We start from the raw sequence: 22,922 nt of genomic DNA, 5'->3' as shown, positions 1-22,922 counted from the left end.
CGACGGGCGGGCGAGGGATGCGTCGACGCCGGTGTCGGGCGCGCGGGAGCGTCAGGCGGTGACGGATGCCGCGAGGTGCGGCACGACCGCGGCGTCGAACGCCGACGCGGTGCGGGCGGCCACCTCGGGCCACGGGGCATCCCAGATCGCCTGGTTGAAGATCTCGACCTCGATGTCGCCGGCATACCCGGTGGCCTCGACCGCCGCGGTGAGCAGAGCGAAGTCGATGACGCCGTCGCCCGGGTAGTGACGCCCGAGCAGCACGTCGGCGGGCAGCGGGGTCTTCCAGTCGCAGACCTGATACGTGGCGATGCGCCCCTCGGCGCCGGCGCGGGCGAGCTGCGGCAGCACTTCGGGATCCCACCAGACGTGGAAGGTGTCGACCGTCACGCCCACGACCGAAGGGTCGAAGGGGGCGGCGAGGTCGAGCGCCTGCTGCAGCGTCGACACGACGGCGCGGTCGGAGGCATACATCGGATGCAGTGGCTCGATCGCCAGGGTGACACCGGCCGCCTGCGCGTCGGGGGCGAGTTCGGCGAGGGCCTCCGCGACGCGGGCGCGAGCGCCGACGAGGTCGGTCGAACCCTCTGGCAGGCCGCCCGCGACGAGCACGAACACCGCGGTCGATCCGGGCGCGCCGGCTGCAGCGAGCGTCGCGGTCTCCTCGATGCCGCGGCGGTTGTCGTCGATCGACGCGCGCCGGGTCGGGCCTTCGGCCATCGTGAAGAATCCGCCCCGGCAGTACGTCGACAGTCGGAGCCCCGAGTCGGCGAGTCGGAGGGCGGCCTCGTCGAGGCCGAGTTCCTGTACGGGCTCGCGCCAGAGGCCGATCGACTCGTAGCCGGCGTCAGCGGTCACACGGAGTGCCGCGTCGAGGTTCGCGTACTTGATCGTCGCCTGGTTGAGCGAGAGGCGCGGGTGGGCGCTCATGCGAGCACCTCGGCGCCCTCGGACGGCGTGGGGGCCGGTGCATCCGCTTCGCCCGCGTGTGTGCCCGCGTCGGTCGCCGACGCCGTGACATCGAGCCCGTTGAGGGTGAGCAGCGAGTGCCAGCGCGCTGCCGCGAGCTCTGGGCGTTCGAGCGCACCCGAGGCGTTCGCGAGCTCGACGATGCGCGAGAGGTGCGGCAGGCTGCGAGCGGCGTGCAGGCCGGCCACCATCTGGAACGCCGGCTGGTGACCGTTCAGCCACGAGAGGAACGCGATGCCCGTCTTGTAGTAGTAGGTCGGCGCGGCGAAGATCTGCTGCGAGAGCGGCTCCGTCGGCGCGAGGATCTCGCGGTAGCCCGCCGTGTCGCCGCGGTCGAGTGCCTGGATCGCCGCCGAGGCGTTCGGCGCGAGCGCCGCGAACGCGCCGAGCAGCGCATCCGAGTGTCCGCGTGCATCGCCCTCGATGAGGCCCACGTAGTGGAAGTCGTCGCCCGTGAACATCCGCGCCGACTCGGGCAGGCGTTCGCGCACCGAGATCTCGGCATCGGCGTCGAGCAGGCTCATCTTCACCCCAGAGACCTTGTCGCGGTTGTACTCGATGATCTGCAGCAGGGTCGCCGACGCGGCATCCAGATAATCGCCGCTCGTACTGAGTTCCGTCGACGCGAAGTAGCCGGCCAGGCTCGGGTCGAAGGCCGGCCCGAGCCAGTGCAGCACGACCGGCCCGCCCGCCGCGGCGAGCACCTCGCGGTACACGCGCCGGTAGTCGTCGGCCGTGCTCGCGGCCCGCGCCAGGTGGCGGCTCGCCATGAGCACGACGCCGGCGCCCGCATCTTCGGCGTGGTGCAGCTGCTCCTTGTAGGCGTCGATCACCGCGTCGAGCGAGATGGACTCGGCGTCGACATGATCGGTGTTCACGCCGACGACGAGCTTCGCGTTCACGGATGCCGCCTCGGCTGCGCTGCGCGAGATGAGCTCACGCGTCGCGGCGGCGTCGAGGCCCATGTTGCGCTGCGCGGTGTCCATGGCGTCGGCGACGCCGAGACCCCACGACCAGACGTGGTGGCGGAACGCGAGCGTCGCGTCCCAGTCAATCTCGGCCGGCTCGCCCGGGGTGTTGTCGGCGAAGGCCTTGGGCACGACGTGCGCGGCCGCGTAGGCGATCCGGCTCGTGAGCGGATGCCGCGGCTTCGCGAACGCCGGAGCCTCCGCGAGCGGGGTGGTGCGCAGCGCGCCCGTCGCGTCGAGAAGGGTCAGCGCAGTCATGGTCAGCGGGCCGATCCGGTGAGGGCGGATGCCTCGGTGTGGAGGCTCCCATCGTCGGCCGCGCCGTTGCCCGTGGCGTCGAGGGTGGTCGCTGTGGCCGAGGCGGGCGCCGCGGCATCCGCTGCCCCCTCGAGCGTGACGACGGGAATGTCGATGCGCCGGCCCTCGGCGGAGGAGCGCAGCCCCTCTTCGGCGAGCAGCACTCCGCGGGCGCCGGCGAGGAAGTCGAAGGGGTTCGGCGCGTCTTCGACGACGTGGCGGATGAACTCCTCCCACTGCGTCTTGAAGCCGTTCTCGAACTCCTGGTTGCCGGGGCTCTCGAGCCAGTCGGCGTCGTAGTCGTGCGCGTCGGCGAGGTCGGGGTTCCAGACCGGCTTCGGGGTCGCGTTGCGCGGCTGGATCTTGCAGCCGAAGAGACCGACGACCGCCGAGCCGTGCGTGCCGTCGACCTGGAACTCGACGAGTTCGTCGCGGTTCACGCGGGTGGTCCAGCTCGAGTTGAGCTGGGCGACGGCGCCGCCCTCGAGCTCGAAGATCGCGTAGGCGGCGTCGTCGGCGGTGGCCGCGTAGGGCTTGCCGTGCTCGTCGACGCGGGTCGGAATCTCGGTCACCGCCTTCGCGTAGACCGACTCGACGCGGCCGAAGAGGTTCTCGAGCACGTAGTTCCAGTGGGGGAACATGTCGACGACGATGCCGCCGCCGTCTTCGGCGCGGTAGTTCCAGCTGGGGCGCTGCGCCGGCTGCCAGTCACCCTCGAAGACCCAGTAGCCGAACTCGCCGCGCACGCTCAGGATGCGTCCGAAGAAGCCCGAGTCGATGAGTCGCTTGAGCTTCTGCAGGCCCGGCAGGTAGAGCTTGTCGTGCACGACGCCGTTCTTGATGCCGGCGGCCTGCGCGAGGCGCGCGAGCTCGAGCGCCTCGTCGAAGCTCTCGGCGGTGGGCTTCTCGGTGTAGATGGCCTTGCCGGCGGCGATCGCCTTCTTGATCGCCTGCGCGCGGGCCTTCGTGACGAGGAAGTCGCTGTAGATCTGCCAGCGCGGGTCGGCGAGGGCCTCGTCGAGGTTCGTGGTGTAGTGCTCGAGGCCGTGCTTGGCAGCGAGATCGGCGAGCTTCTTCTCGCTGCGGCCGACGAGGATCGGCTCGACCTGGACCCGCGTCTCGCCGTCGGCGAGCAGCACGCCGCCCTGCTCGCGGATCGCGAGAATCGAGCGCACGAGGTGCTGGCGGTAGCCCATGCGGCCCGAGACGCCGTTCATGATGATGCCGAGGGTCTGCGGTTTCGGCTGCGTCGCCGGCGCTGATGTCGGAGTCTCGGGGGTGTGCGGGGTCTGGGCCTGCGGGGAGGTCTGCTCTGCCACGGTGGTGTGTCCTGTTCGAGCCGGGAGCGGGTGGCGGAGGCCGCCGCACCGCTGCGGAAAGCGTTTACCCGAGTGTAAATGAGTGCGACGCCATTTCGCAACACTTTCGTGGTTCGTGGTTCGTGGTTCGTGGTTCGTGGTTCGTGGTTCGTGGTTCGTGGTTCGCCGTGCGTCGCCCGCGTCGAAAGGGCGGTTGGTGTCGCTCTGGCGCGATCATTGCAGCACCAACTGCCCTTTCGGTCGCGGTGACAACGCGCCGGGATGCCTCGAGTCCGGCTGACCCCGAGGCCTCCGCTGCCCGAGAATCCGCCAGCCGCAGCGCATTCGAGACCGTGTCGCACGGGACCGCGGATATCCGCGGTCCCGTGCACACGAATGGTCCCGAGGTGAGTGACGCGTGCGGGTGGCGCGGTCAGCGCGAGCGCACGGGCGTCGACTCGCGCAGCACGACCTCCGTCGGCACGGGCTGCTCGTCGGTGTCGGACGATTCGCCGAGCGCGAGGCGCAACGCCCGCCGGCCGACCTCTTCGAGCGGGATCCGCACGGTGCTGAGCGGCGGCGTGACGTCGCGCACGGTCGGGATGTCATCGAAGCCGGCGACGGCGAGGTCGCGCCCGGGCACGAGTCCGGCGTCGCGGATCGCCGACATCGCGCCGACCGCCATGACGTCGTTGACGGCGAAGACGAGTTCGGTGTCGCCGAGGCCTTGCTCGATGAGGGTGCGCATGCCGTCGTAACCGCCGTCGCGCGTGAAGGCGGGGCGCACGATGAGTGATGGGGCGATAGCGAGACCGGATGCCGCGAGGCCGGCCAGGAACCCGGTGAGCCGGTCGTCAGCCGTGCGCAGGCCCTCTGCGCCGGTGATCGCGGCGAAGTTTCGGTATCCGGCATCGACGAGGGCGCGGGCGAGCGCTTCGCCGCCCGCGGTGTTGTCGAGACTCAGCGTGCTGAACGGCAGGTCGTTCGTGCTGATGAACGCGACACGTCCGCCGTTGGCCTCGAAGGCGCGCAGCTCTTCGGCGAGCGCGGCCGAGGTCGGGTCGTCGTCGCGACGCGAGGCGGCGAGGATCATGACCCGGGGTCGCTGCCCCCTGAGGCTGCGAACGAGCTCGAGCTCGCGCTCGGGGTCGCGCTCGGTCGCGGCCATCGTGACGATGAGGCCCGCTTGATCGGCCTCGCGCACGACGCCCGCAGCGATCTGGGAGAAGTAGGGGTCGGCGATGTCGGCGACGAGCAGGGCCACGGTCGTCGAGGTGCCGCGAGCGACCGCCTGGGCCGAGAGGTTGGGGGAGTAATCGAGCTTCGCGGCGGCAGCGAGCACGCGCTGGCGGTACTCCTCGTTGACCTTGCGCGTACTGCCGTTGAGCGAGCGCGATGCCGTGGCGAGTGAGACGCCGGCCTCGCGCGCGACGTCGTGCAACGTCGCCGGCGCACGCCGGTTCGTGGTCATGCCGCCGTCGGTCATGGGTCCTCCGCACTGTCCGCCCCCTCGGGCGGCTCGACTCTATCGCGCAGCGAGACATGCGAGGGCGAGGGTTTGGCGGCGTGGAGCGGAGCTGGTAGAAATGACTCTGCTACGAGATAGCGCTTTCCCGGGCCAACTGGCGTGTGCAACGGTTTCGATCCGCTTCGCCGAGGAAGCGCTTTCTCACCCAACCCGAGTGGAGCGAGCGATGGCGCAGGAACGATACGGACTCATCGGCACCGGCAGCCGGGCCGGCATGTACGTCGGAGCCCTCACCGGCACGGTGCTCGGCGCCGAGCACGTGCCCGAACTCGCCGAGCTCGTCGCATGGAGCGATTCGAACCCGGGCCGACTCGACGTCTACGAGCGCGAGGTCGTGGCAGCGGGGCATCCGGCACCGAAGCGATACGCGCCCGACGACCTCGAGCGGATGATCCGCGACGAACGCCTCGACCGGGTCATCGTGACCACCCCCGACTTCACGCACGCCGACTTCGTCGTGCGAGCGCTTCGGGCGGGTGCCGACGTCGTCGTCGAGAAGCCGCTGACGATCGACGCCGAGAGCGTGCGCCGCATCGGCGAGGCCATCGCCGAGACGGGTCGCGAGGTCATCACGACGTTCAACTACCGTTACAGCCCGCGCAACGGTGCGCTCCGCCAAGTCATCGCCGACGGGCGCATCGGGCAGGTCACGAGCGTGCACTTCGAGTGGGCGCTCGATACGGTGCACGGCGCCGACTACTTCCGCCGCTGGCACCGTGACAAGGCCAACTCGGGCGGCCTCTTCATCCACAAGGCATCGCATCACTTCGATCTCGTGAACTGGTGGATCGCAGCGAGCCCGGTGCGAGTCTTCGCGAGCGGCGGGCTGCGCTTCTACGGCGCCGAGAACGCCGCCACCCGCGGGCTCGGCGACCGCCCCGCCCGTGGCACGGGCGTGACCGGCGACCCGTTCGCGCTCGACCTCGCGAACGACGCCCGCATGAAAGAGCTCTACCTCGACAACGAGCACCACGACGGCTACCTGCGCGACCGTGACGTCTTCGACGCGGGCATCACGATCGAAGACAACCTCGCCGCCCTCGTCGACTACGACTCGGGCGCGACGATGAGCTACTCGCTGAACGCCCATGCTCCGTGGGAGGGCTACCGCGTCACCGTGAACGGCACCGAGGGGCGTGCCGAGCTCGAGGTCGTCGAGCGCGGCGCGGTGATCATCGGCGAAGACGGGCGGGTGGTCGTCGACCCGAGCATGCACCCCGACCACTCCGCCGTCGATGAGGTGCGACCCGACTCGGAGCGTCTCGTGGTGCAGCGCCACTGGGAGGGCGCGGAGGTCGTGCCGATTCCCGCCGGCATCGGCAGTCACGGGGGCGGCGACGCGTACCTGCTGCAGCACGTCTTCGGGCGAGTGACGGATGATGCGCCGTTCGGCCGGGTCGCCGGCTACGCCGATGGGGTGCGAGCCGTCTCGGTCGGCATCGCCGGCAACCTGTCGCTCGTGACCGGCCAGCCGGTGCTCATCGCCGACCTCGAGCTGGGGGTGTAGGCGAGCGGCGTTGGCGATGGTCGAGTAGCGAGGGCAGCGATCGTATCGAGACCTCGTGCGGGGTCTCGATACGCGTCCTCCTTCGTCGGGCGCTACTTGACCGGCGGTGTTCGTGGGACGCTACGAGGCCGGCGGTGTTCGTGGGGCGCTACGAGGCCGGCGGCCCGAGCGTGAGCACGCCGTCGACCCGGCGCGGAATGCCGAGCGGGTTCGACTCGCGCAGCTCGGGCGGCAGCGCCGCCTCGGGGGCGTCCTGGTAGGCGATGGGGCGGAGGAAGCGGCGAAGTGCGGTCATCCCGACGGAAGTGTGGATCGACGTCGTCGAGGGCCACGGACCACCGTGCTGCTGTGCCCAGCTCACGGCGACGCCGGTCGGCCAGCCTGCGAAGAGCACGCGACCGGCGATCTCGGTGAGCACGGCGACGATGTCACCGAGTTCTTCGCCAGGTTCGGCGTGCACGGTCGCGGTGAGGCTGCCGCCGACGGCACGGATCGCCGCGAGGGCGTCGCGGACGTCGCGGTACTCGACGATGAGCGTCGTCGGGCCGAAGCACTCCGAGAGCAGTGCCGCGGGGTCGGCGAGCACAGCGTCGGTCGTGGTCGCGAGCACGACGGCCGAACCCGTGCCCGGCTGCTGCGCCGGGTTGCCGGCGCCGACCGACACGTCGGAGCGGGCGGCGAGCTCGCCGAGCCCGTTGGCGTAGGCAGCGGCGATGCCGTCGGTGAGCATCGGCTGCGCGGCATCCGTCGGCACGAGGCGGCCGACCCGCTCGGCGAATCCGGAGCCGGCGGGCACGAAGACGACGCCCGGGTTCGTGCAGAACTGTCCGGCACCGAGGGTGAAGGATGCCGCGAGGCCCGTCGCGAGTTCGTCGGCCCGTGCCGCGATCGCCGCCGCCGTGATGAGCACGGGGTTCACCGCGCTGAGCTCGCCGTAGAAGGGAATCGGGTCGGGTCGCCCTGACGCGAGATCGAAGAGCACCCGGCCCCCGTGCAGCGATCCGGTGAAGCCCACAGCTCGCACCGCCGGGTGCTGCACGAGGGCGACGCCGGTCTCGCGTCCTTCGACGAGGGCGAAGACACCGTCGGGGGCGCCGGCCGCGGTGAGCGCGTCCGTCACGACCTCGGCGGTGCGGCGCGAGAGGCGCGGATGGGCCGAGTGGCCCTTCACGATGACGGGGCAACCCGCGGCGAGCGCCGAGGCGGTGTCGCCGCCGGCGACCGAGAAGGCGAACGGGAAGTTCGAAGCGCTGAACACCGCGACCGGACCGAGCGGGCGCAGCAGGCGGCGCAGGTCGGGTCGCGGCGGCGTGGTCGTGGCGCTTGGGTGGTCGATCGTCGCCTCGAGGTAGGAGCCCTCGACGATCGCCTCGGCGAAGAGTCGCAGTTGCGCGGTCGTGCGGGCGAGTTCGCCGGTGAGGCGGGGGAGGCCGAGGTGCGACTCGTCGCCGGCGACCGAGATGAGTTCGGCGCCGTTCGCATCGAGTGCGTCGGCCACGGCGGTGAGCCAGGTGGCGCGCTCGGCTGCGGTCGAGGCGACGGTGACCGAGAACGCCCGTCGGGCGGCGTCGGCCACTGCGTCGAGGCCGGTGGCGGTATCGGGGGCGATGGCGGTGTCGGTCATGATTCCTCCGTGAGGTGAGCGGATGCCGCGGCATCCGCCCGATCGTCGGTGAAGCGGATGCCGAGTCCGAGCCCGCCCGTCGTGCGCACGCGGTTGCCCTCGATCGCGATCGGCGAGGGCTCGGCAAGAGCGCCCAGCTCGGAGAACGACGCGTCTTCGACGGCTTCGACGAGGTGTTCGCCGGGCAGGGTGAGCGAAAGTTGCGACGAGAGTTCGAGCAGCAGGTGCGGTGCGAGTTCGACTCCGCGTTCGCGGGCGAGTTCGGCGATGGCGAGGAACGGCGTGATGCCGCCGACCCGCACGATGTTCGGCTGCACGAGGTCGACGGCGCCGGCGTCGATGAACTCGGCGAAGCGGTAGCGCGTGTAGAGGTTCTCGCCGAGCGCGATGGGCACCTCGATGCGCCGACGCAACGCGACGTGGCCGGCGAGGTCGTCGGCGCGGAGCGGTTCCTCGATCCAGGCGAGGTCGAACGCTGCGAGCTCGCCGATCGCGCGTTCGGCGGCGTCGAGGCTCCAGCGCTGGTTGGCGTCGATCATGAGTCGCCGGCCGGGGCCGATGACATCGCGCACCGCGGCGATGCGTCGCACGTCGTCGACGAGTTCGGGGCTGCCGACCTTGACCTTCACGGCGTCGAAGCCTGCAGCGACCCAGCGCTCGGCTTGCGCGACGAGTTCGTCGAGGGAGTAGTGCAGGTTCACGCCGCTGCCGTAGACCTCGGCGGTCTCGTGACGGCGCCCGAGGTGATCGCTGATGCCGGCGCTGGCCCGGCGGGCGGCGAGATCCCAGAGGGCGAGGTCGAGCCCGGCCATCGCGATCGTCGTGATGCCGCCGCCACCGCCCTCGTGCAGGTGCGCCCACAGCGGCTGCCACAAGGACTCGGCGTCGGCGGCCCGTCCAACGGCGAAGTCGGTGATGTCGTGGTCGAGGTGCGCCTGCACGGCGGCGGCGCCGATCGACGGAGTCCAGGAGAAGCCGTAGCCGAGGTCGCCCGCTGTGTCTTCGACGACGACCTCGACGAGAGAGAGGTCGCGCACGTCGGGCCCCCATGGGCGGCTGAGCGGCACCCGGATGCGCCGGGTCGCGATGCGCCGGATCGTCGCGGTGCCGGTCGTGCCGGCCACGGCTGTCGCGCCGGTCGTGCCGGCGATGGCTGACCCCGACTCCGACGAGCTCGTCGTGCTGCCGCTCGGCGCGCTGCCGCCCGAGGTGTCGGCCGCCGCGACATCCGTCGCCGACATGTCGTTCACCGCACCGCGGCCGGACTCAGGCGTTCGGCCAGCGCGAGCCCGGAATCGAGGAGTGCGGAGAGTCGGGCCTGCTGCTCGGGTGTGGGATCGACGAGCGGCGGCCGCACCGAGCCGACCTCGAGGCCGCGCAGCCGCAACCCGGCTTTCACGAGCGACACCCCGAACCCGGGCGTCTCGTCACGCAGCCGCACGAGCGGGGCGTAGAACTCGCGGAGCAGCAGGATCCGTGTCGCTTCGTCGCCATCGGTGTACGCGCGGTAGTGCAGTGCGGCGACTTCGGGGATCATCGCGAACGCCGCAGACGAGTAGAGCGGGATGCCGATGCCGCGGTAGGCGCCCTGGCTGAGCTCCGCAGTGAGAAGTCCGTTGAAGAACGCCAGCTCGCGGCCGGTCGCCTCCGCGGCGAGCACGATCTCTTGGGCGAGGCCGATGTCGCCGGTGCCGTCTTTGAAGCCGACGATCTTCGGATTCGCGGCGAGCCGCGTGATCGCGTCTGCCGTGTAGCGCGCGGTGCCGCGGTGGTAGACGATGACGGGCAGGTCGGATGCCGCGGCGACGGCTTCGACCCAGGCGACGAGCCCGTCGGTGGTGCCGGAGACGAGGTAGGGCGGCAGGAGGAGCAGGCCGTCGGCGCCTGCTCCGGCAGCGCCGCGGGCGAGTTCGATGGCGTGGCCGAGCGGTCCGCCGGCGCCGGCGATCACCGGCACCCGGCCCCCGACCGCGGTCACGGTCGTGCGCACGATCTCGATCGCCTCGCTCGCCGAGAGGGCGTGGAACTCGCCGGTGCCGCACGCGGGGAAGATCCCGCCCGGGCCGAAGGGCAGCCGGCCGGCGACGTGCTCGGCGAGCACGCCGTGGTCGACGGTGCCGTCGACCGAGAAGGGCGTGACGGGGAAGAATAGCACTCCGTCGAAGACGGGCACGGGTACGGCGGTCATGAAACCCTCGATTCGGTGAGCGGTGGCTGCGGTGCTGCGGCGTCGAGTTCGCTGCGCCAGTCGTGCTCGGGTTGCCAGCCGAGCAGTGCGGCGGCCTTGTCGATGGCGAAGACCGGGCTCGTGCCCGTCAGCAGATCTGCCGCTTCGCCGAGGCCGGGCGCGTACTCGCGCCAGAGTTCGGCGACGGGGGTGCGTGCGAGTGCGTCGGCGGCGCCGACGAAGAAGCCCTCTCCGTCGACGACCTCGGCGGGCGCGGCGAGCCAGGCATCGACGAAGGATGCCGCGTCGCGGGCGTCGAGGTAGTTGAAGAGGCTCACGGCGGCGAGCGCAGGGTCATCCAGCCGTTCGAGCATGGTGTGGCCCTGCTGGGTGGGCGCGCCGGCCCACTCTTCGGGGGAGACGATGTAGCAGGGGCGGAAGTAGCCGTACGCGCCTGCGGCCGTGCGCGCGAACATGCGCACGGCCTCTTCGATGACGAGCTTGGAGAGGGCGTAGGCGTTCGCCGGCTCGACCGGGTGCGTCTCGTCGATCGGCACCGCCGACGCCCGCCATGCCGGTGAGCTGTAGCCGATCAGCGTGGGGCTGCTCGCGGCCAGTACGCGCGCCACGCCCGTCTCGGCGGCCGCAGCGAGCACCGTGTGTGCGAGCGCGGTGTTGGTCAGCAGGATCTCGCGCTCGGGTGCGCTGAACGGCACCGCGATGCCGGCGAGATGCACGAGGGCGTCAGGGCGTGCTTCGTCGATGACCGCGAGCGCGGCGGCGGTGTCGAGGAGGTCGACCTCGCGCTCGTCGATGCCGTCGATGCCGGCCGGCGAGCGGTCGGCGCCGACGACGGTGTGACCGGATGCCGCGAGGCCGGCGCAGAGGGTGCGGCCGAGCCTGCCCGATGATCCGGTGACGAGGATCCGCATCCGTGCTCCTGACGTTTCGAGAAACCGCTTTCTCCGCCAGAGCCTAAGTGAAACCTGAGGTGTTGGGCAAGCCGGCGGCTACACTGAGGAACCGGTTTCCCGTTGTGCGCGACCAGATGCGACCATGAGAGTCCGCCGCGCTGCGGCGCGAGAGGAGTGCACGATGGGCGAACGCAGCCGAGCGATCACGATCGCCGACGTCGCGGCCCGCGCGGGGGTCTCGCAAGCGTCGGTGTCCCGCGTGCTGAACGGCAAGCAGTCGGTCGATCCCGTGATCGTGCGCAGCGTGCAGGCCGCCGTCGCCGCGCTCGGGTACTCTCCGAGCGTCGCGGCCCGCAGCCTCGTGCACGGGCGCAACGACACCGTGGCGATGGTGGTGCCCGACCTCGAGAACCCATTGTTCCAGGGCATCCTCAAGGGGCTCAGTCTCGCCGCGGCATCCGATGGCTATCGCGTGCTCGTCGCCGATACCGCCGAGCTCGTCGACGACGAGGAGGCCGTCGCCGTCGAGGCGCGGCAGCGGTGCGACGCGCTCGTGCTCTGCGCACCGCGCATGCCTGAAGAGCGCCTCCGCCGCCTCGTCGAACGGGTCGCGCCCGTCGTCGTCGTCAACCGGCCGTTGCCCGGGGCCGACGTGCCGATCGTCGGCGTCGACTACGTTCGCGGTGTCCGTGACCTCGTCGAGCACCTGAGCGGTCTCGGTCACCGTCGCATCGCCTACGTCAGCGGTCCGACGACGAGCGCCTCGAACGCCGAGCGACTGCGCGGCGTCGAAGAGTCGCTCGCCGCCGACCCGTCGGTGCGCATCGATTTGATCCCGGGCGGTTCCCGCCCCGAAGACGGCGACGGCGCGGCCGAAGCGGTGCGTGATGCCGCGCGGGGCGGAGTGACGGCCGTCATCGCCTTCAACGACCTCGTCGCCCTCGGCCTCATGACCCGGTTGCGCGAACTCGGTGTCGACGTGCCCGGCGAGCTCTCGGTCGCCGGCTTCGATGACGTGCCGATGTCGCGATATGCGACACCGCGCCTCACGAGCATGTCGGTGCCGCGCGGCGAGATCGGCGCGCAAGTGTGGGCGCGACTGCGCACGTTGATCGCCGGCGGCCCGATCGAGCACTCGGTTCTCTACCGGCCGCGACTCGAAGCCCGCGAGAGCACGGGGCCTGTGCGATGAGCGCTGCAGACCGCCTCGCGAAACGCGCCCGGGTGCTCGCCGTGCTCGATGAACGCGGCGTCGATGCGATCGTGCTCCGCTCGCATGCGTCCGTCGCGTGGTACCTCGACGGGGCCCGTACCCACGTCTCGCTCGCGGGCGACCCGGTCGCGGCGATCGTCGTGAACCGCAGTGGCGACGAGCTGCGGGTCTTCGACAACGAGGCCGATCGGCTGCTCGCCGAAGAGCTCGACGGCGCCGACGGGCTCGACGTCGTGCGGGTGCCGTGGCACGACGCCCTCGTGCCGGTCGGGCTCGCCGCGATCGACGAGACCGCTGCCGCCGCCGAACTTCGCGCGGCGCGCGCGAGCCTGCTGCCCGGCGAGCTCGCCCGATACCGCGCGCTCTGCCGCGAGGTCGCCCAAGCGTTGACGGATGCCGCGAACGCCGCCGATCCTCGCGACACCGAGTTCGACGTGGCGGCGCGGCTGGCCGCCGACCTCGTGGCCCGCGGCATCGATCCGCTGGTCACGCTCGTCTCCGGACGATCGCGGCTCGGCCACCGGCATCCGCTGCCCACCTCGTGGCCGGTCGGCGACCGGGCCATGCTCGTCGTGTGCGGCAGGCGGCACGGCCTCATCGCGAACGCGACGCGCTGGGTGCGCTGGGGCGAGGCGCCGGCCGAGGAGCGCGACGCCGAACGGCGGATCCTCGAGGTCGAGGCGGAGTTCTTCAAGGCGACTCGCATCGGCGCCACGATCGGCACGGCGTTCGAGCGCGGCATCGCGGCCTACGGGCGGCACGGCTTCGATCCCGAGGAGTGGCGCCGTCACCACCAGGGCGGGGCGGCCGGGTACGCGGGCCGTGATCCGCGAGCGACGCCGAGCGTGGTCGACCTCGTGCAGGTGCACCAGCCGTTCGCGTGGAATCCCACCGCCCCGGGGGCGAAAGTGGAAGACACGGTGCTCGTCGGCGAGTCGGGCATCGAGGTGCTCACGATCGACCCGCGGTGGCCGTCGCAGCGCGTGGCCGGCCTCGATCGCCCGATCGAGCTCGACCGTGTACAGTTGGACAGCGCTTTCCCATCGACTGGTCCGTGAGACATACCCGATGATCGACTTGATTCGCGAGGAGAACCGATGCCCGGCATCCGCATCGACCGAGCCGACGACCGACTGCTGATCCGCGCCGGCGAAGCGGTGCTCGCCGAGTACGTGTACCGGCCGACCGACGGGCAGCTCGAGTCGCCGCGGCCCTACTTCAGCCCGATCCGCACGCTCGGCGGCGAGATCGTCTCGCTGTTCCGCCCGCACGACCACGTCTGGCACAAGGGCATCGCCTGGTCGCTGCCCGTCGTCGGCGACGAGAACTTCTGGGGTGGCCCCACCTTCGTCGCCGGCCAGGGCTACGTGCAGCTGCCCAACAACGGCACGCAACAGCATCGCTCGTTCACGGATGCCGCGATCGGCGGGCCCGCGCGCGCGGTCGAGCGCCTCGACTGGGTCACCGAGGCCGGCGAGACCGTCTTCGAGGAGCAGCGCACGATCGCCGCGAGCCTGCTCGAGTTCGCCGACGGTGAAGAGCCGGCAGCCTGGTTCCTCGGCTTCGAGACGAGCCTGCGCAACGTGAGCGACCACGGCATCTCGATCGGCTCGCCCACGACGCGCGGCCGAGAGAACGCCGGTTACGGCGGGCTGTTCTGGCGGGGTCCGCGTTCGTTCACGGGCGGCGAGCTGCTCGCGCCCGGGGTTGCGGGCGGTGACGAGCTCCGAGGCATCCGCTCGCCCTGGATGGGATTCAGCGGTCGCCACGACGGCAACGACGCGGCTTCGACGATCGTGATGGTCGACGACCCCGGCAACCTGCAGCATCCGCCGCAGTGGTTCGCCCGGTCTGAGGACTTCGCGTGCCTCTGCCCTGCACCGTTCTTCAGTGAGGAGCACCTCGTCGAGCCGGAGGAGACGCTCGTGCTGCGATACGGCGTCGTGATCGCCGACGGGGCGAGCGACCCCGCGCGGGCCGAGCGACTCGCCGATGCGGGCGCGGCGGCGCTGCGAGCATCCGCGACGACGACGACGGCAGCCGCCTCGTGAGCGCCCAGACCCCCGCCTTTCCGGGCTCGACGTCGGTGAGCGCACTCGAGGTGTACTCGAGTGTCGCTCCCGACGGGCTCGCCGGCGGCACGCCGCACCTGCACACGGTGTCGACCGAGGCGTACCTCGTGATCTCGGGCCGGGGCCGGCTGCAGACGGTCGACGGGTCGGGCTTCGCTGAGCATCCGCTCGAAGCCGGCTCGCTCGTGTGGTTCGCACCGGGCGTGATCCATCGTGCCGTGAACGACGGCGAGCTCGACGTGCGGGTGATCATGCAGAACGCCGGGCTGCCCGAAGCGGGCGATGCCGTCATGACGTTCCCCGACGAGGTGCTCGCAGACCCCGAACGGTACCGCGCCGCGGCGACCCTGCCGCCCGCCGACCGTCCCGCCGACGAACTCCTTGCAGCAGCGCTCGCCCGGCGCGACCTCGCCGTCGAGGGCTTCCACGCCCTCTTCGGCCCCGACGGGAAGATCGACGCGTCGCGCCTGACACGTCTCTACGAGCGGGCGGTCGCGCTCGTTACGCCGTGGGTGCCCGAGTGGCGCACTCGTTGGGAGGCCGGCGCTCTCGCCGTCGCCCGCGAGACCGGCGAGCGCTTCGACGCACTCGACGCCGGCCGCGATCCGGGTCTCGCCGACGCCCGCGTGACCGGCGCGCCGGCCACCGACGCATTCGGCATGTGCGGATGCCTCGTGCGTTACGACACCCGGCGGGCGCCGGCGTCGATCGTGCAGCCCGCCCCGATTGCAGAGTCCGCTCTGCCATCGCAGACCTCGCAGAAAGAGACCCATGCCTGATACCGCCCCGCTCCGCGCTGCGATCGTCGGCACCGGCGCCATCGCCAACGCGCACGCGGCGGCGCTCGCCGCCGCACCCGACGCCGAACTCGTGGCCGTCGTCGACCGCGACCCCGCCCCGGCGCGTGCGTTCGCCGAGCGATGGGGAGTGCCGACCGTGGCCGACTCCCTCGAGGTGCTCCTCGCGAGCGGCACGATCGACGTGCTGCATGTCTGCACGCCGCCCGGCGTGCATGCCGCGCAGGCGATCGCGGCCCTCGACGCGGGCCTCCACGTGGTCTGCGAGAAGCCGGCTGCGCTCTCCCTCGACGAGCTCGATGCGATGACGGATGCCGCGCGGCGCAACGATCGGCGCCTCGCGGTCGTCTTCCAGCAGCGCACCGGCTCGGCCGCCGCGCACGTGCGCGGCCTGCTCGACTCGGGCGCGCTCGGTCGCCCGCTCGTCGCGACGTGCCAGACGCTCTGGTATCGCGACCCCGCGTACTTCGCCGTGCCGTGGCGCGGCAAATGGGCCACCGAGGGCGGCGGGCCGACCCTCGGCCACGGCATCCACCAGATCGACCTGCTCGCGTGGCTGCTGGGCGACTGGGCGAGCGTGCAGGGCCAGCTCTGGCGCCTCGGGCGCGAGACCGAGACGGAGGACGTCTCGACGGCGGTCATCTCGTTCGCGGGCGGCACCGTGGCATCCGTCATCACGAGCGCCCTGTCGCCGCGCGAGACGAGTTCGATCCGCATCGACACCGAGCACGCCACCGTCACCGTCGACCACCTCTACGGTCACGGCCATGAGCACTGGCGCATCACACCCGCCGCCCATGTCGACCCCGAGATCGCAGCCGGCTGGGCGCTGCCGAGCGTCGAGGAGGCGAGCGGCCACGACCCGCTGATCCGCGACATCTACGCGGCGTTGCGCGCCGGCGAGCCATTGCCGTCGACGGCGTCCGATGCCGCACGCTCGTTCGAGATCGTCACCGCGATCTATTCGTCTGCGGCGACCGGCCTGCCCGTGACGCCCGAGACGCTGCGCGACGACACCGAGCGTCGCCGGAGCCTCGAGAGCCCCGTGACCGACCTGCGTCGTGACTGAGCGCTTGCTCGACGCGGCGCTCTTCCACGACCCGGTGCACGACGGGGCGACCGACCCGACGGTCATCCGCCACCGCGACACGGGGGAGTGGTGGATGTTCTACACGCAGCGCCGCGCCTCGGTCGACGAGCCCGGCGTTGCATGGGTGCACGGCAGTCGCATCGGCATCGCGCGGTCCGCCGACGCAGTGGATTGGCGTTACGCCGGCACCGTGCAGGGGCTCGAACGGGGTGCCGGCGCCGAGACGCACTGGGCGCCCGAGGTCATCGACGACGGTGAGCGGTATCGCATGTACCTCACGGTCGTCGATGGCATCCCCGACCGCTGGGAGGGGCACGCGCGGCGCATCATCGAGTACGTGAGCGACGATCTCGAGAGCTGGTCGTTCGCCGGCGGGATCCCACTGAGTTCCGACCGGGTCATCGATGCGTGCGTCGCGCATTGCCCCGACGGGCGGTGGCGGCTCTGGTACAAGGACGAAGCGGATGCCTCGACGACGTGGGTCGCCGCGAGCGACGACCTCGAGTCGTGGCGGGTCGAGGGCCGCGCCATCGGCGGACGACCGCACGAGGGTCCGAACGTGTTCGAGCTCGGCGGATGGTGGTGGATGCTCGTCGACGAGTGGCGCGGCATGGGCGTGTACCGATCGGCGGACGCGATCATGTGGGCGAGGCAGGGCGGGCCCGACGAGGTGGTCCTCGGCGAGCCGGGGCGGCGAGCCGGCGACGAGACATTCGGACGGCACGGCGACGTGGTCGTCGACGGCGACCGGGCCACGCTCTACTACTTCACGCATCCGCACTGGGACGGCTCGGAGCTCGGTTCGAGCGACGACGCAGCGGCGCGTCGAAGCGCGGTGTTCTCGGCTCCCGTGCGGATCGTGGATGGCAGGCTGATCTGCGATCGCGATGCCGAATGGTCGAAACCTTCCCGTTGACCGGGAGACATCATGCGCCAGACGTGCGTGAGCGGCTGGGACGTTTGGTCACGAATTGAAACGATTTTGCGGATTCAGTTGACCGACTGAACTCGCTCGGCTAATTTAGGGGAAGCGCTTTCCCAGGGCGCGAACACACGCAGGCAGACAACGCACCAGGCAGACAGAGACGTTTCCGGGAGGACAACGATGTTCAACATTCGCAATCGCCGCATGGCGGTCGCCGCCGCGGCGCTCACCGCGGGCGCGGCCCTCGTGCTCACGGGGTGCTCGGGCGGCGGCGCAGACCCCGCCGCTACCTACGACCCCGACGAGAAGGTCACGCTCGACCTCGCCTTCTGGGGCAACGATGTTCGCGCCGCCATGTACGACGAGGCGATCGCGGCATTCAATGAGGAGTACCCGAACATCACGGTCAACTCCTCGTTCCTCGGCTTCCCCGAGTTCTGGGAGAAGCGCCAGACCGAGGCCGCGGGCGGCGGGCTCCCCGACGTCATGCAGTTCGACTACTCCTACCTGCGCCAGTACTCCGAGAACGGGTTGCTGCTCGACCTCGCGCCGTACCTCGGCAACGTCATCGACACCGAGCCGCTCAGCGAGAACATCCTCGGCATCGGCGTGGTCGGCGACGAGACCACCGGCATCCCGACCTCGACGAACGCCTGGGGCATGTACACCAACCCCAAGCTGCTCGAGCAGGCCGGCGTCGAAGAATTCGCCGGCGGCAGCTGGGAAGACTACGACGCCTGGATGAAAGAGGTCACCGACGCGGCAGCGGCGAAGGGCGTCGAGCTCTGGGGCGGCACCGACTACACGGGCCGCATCCAGAACTTCGAGATCCAGCAGCGCGCCCAGGGCGAAGATCTCTTCACCGAAGACGGCGAGCCGAACTTCACCGAAGACGACCTCAAGGCCTTCTGGGAGTCGGGCGACACTATTCGCACCGATGGCACGGTCATCGGCCAGCAGCGCCTCGAAGAGATCTACCCCCTCTCTGCGTTCGACTCGGCGCTCACCGCGAGCGAGCTGACGTGGGACAACTTCGGCGCCGGCTACCTCGGCAACCTCGGAACCGAGTTCACCGAACTCGGCCTGATCGAGCCACCGGTCACTGAAGAAGGTGCGAAAGACCTCTACCTGAAGCCCTCGATGCTGCACTCGATCTCGGCCGAGACCGAGCACCCCGAGGCCGCGGCCACACTCGTGAACTTCCTCGTCAACAGCCCCGAGTCGGGCGCCGCGTTCGGCACCAACCGCGGCCTGCCGGCGTCGACGACCGCGCTCGAGGGGGCAGAGCTCGACCCGCTGAGCGAGCAGATCCGCGCTTACGAGGCACTCATCGAGCCGCGCCTCGGCGACGCGCCGCCCGTGCCGGTCGTCGGCTATGGCGGGCTCGAAGAGAAGTTCCGTCTCATCGGCCAGGAGCTCGGTTACGGCACTCTGACCGTCGATGACGCGGTAGACCAGTTCTTCAGCGAGATGGACGTCATCCTCAACCAGTAACACCTGCAGCGACTCCGGGCCCGGTGGCGACCCACCCCGCCGGGCCCGGAGTACTGTTTTCCTCGCAGGAACCGGAGAACCATCGTGAGCACCACGGAAACCCGATCGATCGTCACCGCCGACGCCGACGCACGAAGCATGCGCAAGGCGCTTCGTCAGCTGGGGCGCGACGAGAAGAAGGTGCCGACGAGTGCCGGCAAACGAGCGCAGAATCGTCGAGAGACGGCCGCCGGCTACGGATTCCTCGTGCCGTGGCTGATCGGCTTCGTCGGTCTCACGGTCGGGCCGATGATCTTCTCTCTGTACTTGGCGTTCACGAAGTACAACCTCTTCAAAGATCCCGAGTGGATCGGCTTCGACAACTTCGTGCGCATGTTCACGGACGACCCGAACTTCATCCAGTCGGTGCAGATCACCCTCGTCTACGTGCTGATCGGCACGCCGATCAAGCTCGCGGCGGCTCTCGGCATTGCGATGCTCCTGAACTACCGCAACAAGGGCAGCGGCTTCTTCCGCTCCTCGTTCTACGCCCCCTCGCTGATCGGCGCATCCGTCTCGGTCGCGATCGTGTGGCGTGCGATGTTCTCGACCGGCGGGCCGGTCGACAGCTCGCTGAGCATCTTCGGCATCAACATCGGCGGATGGGTCGGCAACGTCGACCTCGTCATTCCGATGATGATCCTCTTGGCCGTCTGGCAGTTCGGTGCGCCGATGGTGATCTTCCTCGCGGGGCTGAAGCAGGTGCCGCAAGAGCTGTACGAAGCCGCCGAGGTCGACGGCGCCGGACCGTTCCGCAAGTTCCGCAGCGTCACCATCCCGATGCTCTCCTCGGTGATCTTCTTCAACCTGCTGCTCGAGACGATCAACGCGTTCCAGGTGTTCGCATCGGCGTACATCATCTCCAACGGTTCGGGCGGCCCCGCCGGCATGACGAACTTCTACACCCTCTACCTCTACAAGCGCGGGTTCGCCGACGGGCAGATGGGCTACGCCTCGGCCATGGCCTGGGTGCTCGTCATCGCCGTCGCGATCATCGCGTTCATTCTGTTCAAGACCCAGAAGTCCTGGGTGCACTACGCGGGAGAGAACCGATGAGCACCACCACGGATGTCCCTCGCGCCGAGTTCATCGAGAACTCCCTCGAGCCGGCGCCCCGGCCGCGTCGCCGGGTCAAGCGCAAGAGCGTCAACACCGTCATCTGGTTCGTGGTGCTGCTCGCCATGACCGCGATCATCCTGTACCCGCTGGTCTGGCTCGTCTTCTCGACCTTCAAGCCGTCGAGCGAGTTCGGGCAGAATCCGGGCCTCATTCCCGACAACCCGACGATCGACAATTACATCAAGGTGCTCGAGGGCATCGGCGGCACGCCGCTCTGGCGCTTCTTCGCGAACTCGCTGTTCATCGCGGTGATGGCCGTGATCGGCACGCTGTTCTCATCGTCGCTCGCGGCCTACGCGTTCGCCCGCATCAAGTTCCGCGGCGTCGGGGTGCTGTTCGCGGCGATGATCGGCACGCTGCTGCTGCCGTTCCACGTCATCATCATCCCGCAGTACATCATGTTCAATAAGCTCGAGCTCGTCGACACGTACTGGCCGTTGATCCTGCCGAAGTTCCTTGCGACCGAGGCGTTCTTCGTGTTCCTGATCGTGCAGTTCATCCGCAACATCCCGCGCGACATGGACGAAGCCGCCCGCATCGACGGTGCCGGGCACGTCCGCATCTTCTTCTCGATCATCCTGCCGCTCATCAAGCCGGCGCTCATCACGAGCGCGATCTTCACGTTCATCTGGACCTGGAACGACTTCCTCGGGCCGCTGCTCTACGTGAACAGTCCCGAGAAGTACCCGCTGCCCATCGCGCTGCGCCTGTACAACGATGCGACGTCGACATCGGACTACGGGGCGACGGTCGCCGTGTCCTTCCTCGCGCTGTTGCCGATCCTGATCTTCTTCATCGTCTTCCAGCGATTCCTCGTCGACGGCGTGGCCACCCAGGGCCTGAAGGGCTAGGTTCCGAATGTCTCGAGCCACCGATCGCGCCGCGCGCCGGGCCGCCCTCTCGGGCAGCGGCCCGACGAGCGACGGTGGCGCCCAGCCCCGCTTCCCGGGGGCGCGCAGCGCGTTCGGGCTCCTCGGCGAGGTGCTGCTCGTCGGCATCATCGTCGCGCTGCTCTCGCTGCCGGTGATCACGATGCCGATCGCTCTCGCGGCCGGCGTGCGGCACCTCGGCCGGTTCCTCCGCGCAGAGGAGTCGGGCCTCGAATGGCTCTGGCGCGATGTGCGGGCAGGCCTCCTCGGCGGCATCGGTGTCGGCGCGGCATCCGTCGTCATCGCCCTCGTGCTGGTGCTCGACATCGATCTCGCGAACACCGGAGCGCTGCCGGGTGGGCCGATCGTCGGCGTCGTCGGCTGGGTCGGCGCCGCTGCGCTCGTGCTGGTGCTCTTCACCGCGGCAGGTCGCTGGAGCCCCGAACTCGGCTGGCTGGGCGCGCTTCGAGCGGTGCCCGGCGCGCTCCGGGGCGACCCGGCCGGTGCCGCGTATTTGCTCGCGACGGCCGTCTTCGCAGTGGTGGTGACGTGGCAGCTCATCCCGCTCGTGATTCCGGCACTCGGCTGCGTCGCACTCGCGATCGTCGCCGTGCCCGAGCGTCCGCGTCGGGGTCGCGGGGCGGCCGAGTGACTCCTTCGGGTCGTGCCCTGCCGTTGCGTCGCGCGCTGCCGCAGTGGGCGCGCGATGCGACCCTCGGCATCTTCGTGCACTGGGGCCCGTACTCGGTGCCGGCGTGGGCCGAGCCGACCGGGGCGCTCGGTGCAGTGCCCGATGACGAGTGGTTCGCGCACAACGCCTACGCCGAGTGGTATGCGAACACGATCCGCATCGCGGGGTCGCCGGCCGCCGAGCACCACGAACGCGAGTACGGCGGTGCGCCCTACGAGTGGTTTCTCGATCAGTGGCGGGCCGAGTCGTATGATGCCGCCGACTGGGCGCGGCTCTTCCGCGCGGTCGGCGCCGACTACGTGGTGCCGACGACGAAGCACCACGACGGCATCGCGCTCTGGGATGCCCCAGGGTCCGGCGAGCTCACCACCGTCGCGCGCGGGCCGCGGCGCGACCTGATCTCGCCGCTCGCAGAAGCGGTGCGCGCCGAGGGAATGCGCTTCGGCGTCTACTACTCGGGCGGCCTCGACTGGGCGTTCACCGAACTGCCCCCGCTCCGCTCCAGCGACGACGTCGAGCGATTGCGACCCACGGATGCCGCGTACAACGCGTACGCCGCTGCGCATGTCACCGACCTGGTCGACCGGTTCCGCCCTGATCTCATCTGGAACGACATCGACTGGCCCGACGCAGGCAAGACGCCGGGACCGCACTCGATCGAGTCGCTGCTCGCGCACTACCGCAGCGTCGTGCCCGATGGCATCGTCAACGACCGCTGGGGCGCCGAGGTGTGGGACTACCGCACGAGCGAATACGATCACGACACCGAACACGAGGCCGACGCAGGCTGGGAGCACTGCCGAGGGCTCGGCTTCTCGTTCGGCTACAACCGGGTCGAAGACGACTCGCTCACCCTGTCGTCGCGCGAGCTCGCCCGGCTCTACACCGACGTCGTCTCGCGCGGCGGTCGGTTGCTGTTGAACGTCGGGCCGACGGCTGCCGGGGAGATTCCCGCGGTGCAACGCCGAACGCTCGAGGGCGTCGCCGGCTGGATGACCCGCGTGAAGCCGTTGACCATCGCTCGCCGGCAGATCGGCGAAGACGAGCTCGAGGTGACGGATGCCGCGTGGTGGCGGGCGTGGGCCACGCCCGACGGCATCGTGGCGATCGTCGATGGGCCGGCGGCATCCGCTCGCGCCCGTGACGGCCGCGCCGTGACCGTGGTGTCGCTCCCCGAGTGACCCCGCGCACTCGCCCCGCCCCGCCCGCCCGCCCTCCCGCTCCTCGCCCTCCCGCGCCTCGCGCTACCGCTCCTCCTCGCCCTCCCGCCCCTCGCACTCCCGCTCCTCGCACTCGCGCGCCCCGCACTCCCGCTCCTCACCCTCCTCGCGCTGGCACTCC

20 protein-coding genes are annotated in these 22,922 nt (G+C 70.4%); 12 read left to right on the top strand and 8 right to left on the bottom strand.

All coding sequences use genetic code 11. The features are described 5' to 3' along the window. Window positions 1-51: 51 nt before the first annotated feature. The 4 genes from AC1C2R_RS03025 to AC1C2R_RS03010 form a co-directional block, all read right to left on the bottom strand. Entirely contained in the window at window positions 52-930 is an 879-nt protein-coding gene (locus AC1C2R_RS03025; protein WP_495378903.1) for a sugar phosphate isomerase/epimerase family protein, read from the bottom strand. Continuing rightward, on the bottom strand, window positions 927-2,195 hold the full coding sequence (locus AC1C2R_RS03020) for a DUF993 family protein (protein ID WP_495378902.1): 1,269 nt from the start codon (window positions 2,193-2,195) through the stop codon (window positions 927-929). The genes AC1C2R_RS03025 and AC1C2R_RS03020 overlap by 4 nt, the downstream gene beginning before the upstream one ends. Before the next feature lie 2 nt (window positions 2,196-2,197). Next, the gene (locus AC1C2R_RS03015) at window positions 2,198-3,451 is read right to left on the bottom strand and encodes a Gfo/Idh/MocA family protein (RefSeq protein ID WP_495380366.1); all 1,254 of its coding nucleotides are present in this window, start codon (window positions 3,449-3,451) and stop codon (window positions 2,198-2,200) included. 514 nt (window positions 3,452-3,965) lie between these two features. After that, the gene (locus tag AC1C2R_RS03010; RefSeq protein ID WP_495378901.1) at window positions 3,966-5,018 is read right to left on the bottom strand and encodes a LacI family DNA-binding transcriptional regulator; all 1,053 of its coding nucleotides are present in this window, start codon (window positions 5,016-5,018) and stop codon (window positions 3,966-3,968) included. A 208-nt stretch (window positions 5,019-5,226) separates the two neighbouring features. Between AC1C2R_RS03010 and AC1C2R_RS03005 the strand changes: the two genes are divergently transcribed. Continuing rightward, on the top strand, window positions 5,227-6,567 hold the full coding sequence (locus AC1C2R_RS03005; RefSeq protein WP_495378900.1) for a Gfo/Idh/MocA family protein: 1,341 nt from the start codon (window positions 5,227-5,229) through the stop codon (window positions 6,565-6,567). Between the two features lie 148 nt (window positions 6,568-6,715). Here AC1C2R_RS03005 and AC1C2R_RS03000 read toward each other — a convergent pair whose 3' ends face one another. Genes AC1C2R_RS03000 through AC1C2R_RS02985 form a run of 4 tightly spaced genes read right to left on the bottom strand, consistent with a single transcriptional unit; the run spans window position 6,716 to window position 11,290 of the window. Further along, complete coding sequence (locus AC1C2R_RS03000; protein WP_495378899.1) at window positions 6,716-8,191, bottom strand: aldehyde dehydrogenase (NADP(+)); 1,476 nt, start codon at window positions 8,189-8,191, stop codon at window positions 6,716-6,718. Beyond that, entirely contained in the window at window positions 8,188-9,432 is a 1,245-nt protein-coding gene (locus AC1C2R_RS02995) for a mandelate racemase/muconate lactonizing enzyme family protein (protein WP_495378898.1), read from the bottom strand. Before AC1C2R_RS02995 ends, AC1C2R_RS03000 begins: the two co-directional genes overlap by 4 nt. Before the next feature lie 5 nt (window positions 9,433-9,437). Next, window positions 9,438-10,379, bottom strand: coding sequence for a 5-dehydro-4-deoxyglucarate dehydratase (locus AC1C2R_RS02990; RefSeq protein WP_495378897.1), 942 nt, complete (start codon window positions 10,377-10,379; stop codon window positions 9,438-9,440). After that, a complete protein-coding gene (locus tag AC1C2R_RS02985) occupies window positions 10,376-11,290 on the bottom strand; it encodes an NAD-dependent epimerase/dehydratase family protein (protein WP_495378896.1) in 915 nt (304 codons plus the stop codon). The genes AC1C2R_RS02990 and AC1C2R_RS02985 overlap by 4 nt, the downstream gene beginning before the upstream one ends. Window positions 11,291-11,453: 163 nt before the next feature. On the opposite strand from AC1C2R_RS02985, the gene AC1C2R_RS02980 reads away from it, so the two are divergent. The 11 genes from AC1C2R_RS02980 to AC1C2R_RS02930 all read left to right on the top strand — a co-directional run bounded on the left by AC1C2R_RS02980 (window position 11,454) and on the right by AC1C2R_RS02930 (window position 22,762). Then, window positions 11,454-12,464 (top strand): LacI family DNA-binding transcriptional regulator, encoded by a 1,011-nt coding sequence (locus tag AC1C2R_RS02980; protein WP_495378895.1) that lies wholly within the window; start codon window positions 11,454-11,456, stop codon window positions 12,462-12,464. Then, window positions 12,461-13,543 (top strand): M24 family metallopeptidase, encoded by a 1,083-nt coding sequence (locus tag AC1C2R_RS02975; protein WP_495378894.1) that lies wholly within the window; start codon window positions 12,461-12,463, stop codon window positions 13,541-13,543. The genes AC1C2R_RS02980 and AC1C2R_RS02975 overlap by 4 nt, the downstream gene beginning before the upstream one ends. A 39-nt stretch (window positions 13,544-13,582) precedes the next feature. Continuing rightward, complete coding sequence (locus tag AC1C2R_RS02970) at window positions 13,583-14,536, top strand: DUF6807 domain-containing protein (RefSeq protein WP_495378893.1); 954 nt, start codon at window positions 13,583-13,585, stop codon at window positions 14,534-14,536. After that, complete coding sequence (locus tag AC1C2R_RS02965; protein WP_495378892.1) at window positions 14,533-15,336, top strand: cupin domain-containing protein; 804 nt, start codon at window positions 14,533-14,535, stop codon at window positions 15,334-15,336. The genes AC1C2R_RS02970 and AC1C2R_RS02965 overlap by 4 nt, the downstream gene beginning before the upstream one ends. Further along, a complete protein-coding gene (locus tag AC1C2R_RS02960) occupies window positions 15,329-16,423 on the top strand; it encodes a Gfo/Idh/MocA family protein (RefSeq protein ID WP_495378891.1) in 1,095 nt (364 codons plus the stop codon). The genes AC1C2R_RS02965 and AC1C2R_RS02960 overlap by 8 nt, the downstream gene beginning before the upstream one ends. Further along, window positions 16,416-17,360, top strand: coding sequence for a family 43 glycosylhydrolase (locus tag AC1C2R_RS02955; RefSeq protein ID WP_495378890.1), 945 nt, complete (start codon window positions 16,416-16,418; stop codon window positions 17,358-17,360). The genes AC1C2R_RS02960 and AC1C2R_RS02955 overlap by 8 nt, the downstream gene beginning before the upstream one ends. Before the next feature lie 189 nt (window positions 17,361-17,549). Beyond that, window positions 17,550-18,863 (top strand): ABC transporter substrate-binding protein, encoded by a 1,314-nt coding sequence (locus AC1C2R_RS02950; RefSeq protein ID WP_495351049.1) that lies wholly within the window; start codon window positions 17,550-17,552, stop codon window positions 18,861-18,863. Window positions 18,864-18,947: 84 nt separating this feature from the next. Then, window positions 18,948-19,958 (top strand): carbohydrate ABC transporter permease, encoded by a 1,011-nt coding sequence (locus tag AC1C2R_RS02945; protein WP_495351048.1) that lies wholly within the window; start codon window positions 18,948-18,950, stop codon window positions 19,956-19,958. Then, on the top strand, window positions 19,955-20,872 hold the full coding sequence (locus AC1C2R_RS02940) for a carbohydrate ABC transporter permease (RefSeq protein ID WP_495378889.1): 918 nt from the start codon (window positions 19,955-19,957) through the stop codon (window positions 20,870-20,872). The genes AC1C2R_RS02945 and AC1C2R_RS02940 overlap by 4 nt, the downstream gene beginning before the upstream one ends. A gap of 7 nt (window positions 20,873-20,879) precedes the next feature. Beyond that, entirely contained in the window at window positions 20,880-21,542 is a 663-nt protein-coding gene (locus tag AC1C2R_RS02935) for a hypothetical protein (protein ID WP_495378888.1), read from the top strand. Beyond that, complete coding sequence (locus AC1C2R_RS02930; RefSeq protein ID WP_495378887.1) at window positions 21,539-22,762, top strand: alpha-L-fucosidase; 1,224 nt, start codon at window positions 21,539-21,541, stop codon at window positions 22,760-22,762. The genes AC1C2R_RS02935 and AC1C2R_RS02930 overlap by 4 nt, the downstream gene beginning before the upstream one ends. Window positions 22,763-22,922: the final 160 nt, after the last annotated feature.

Source organism: Agromyces sp. Y182 (assembly GCF_059445385.1).
Note: the sequence above shows the minus strand (reverse complement) of the source record. Positions and strands in the feature narration are given on the sequence as shown.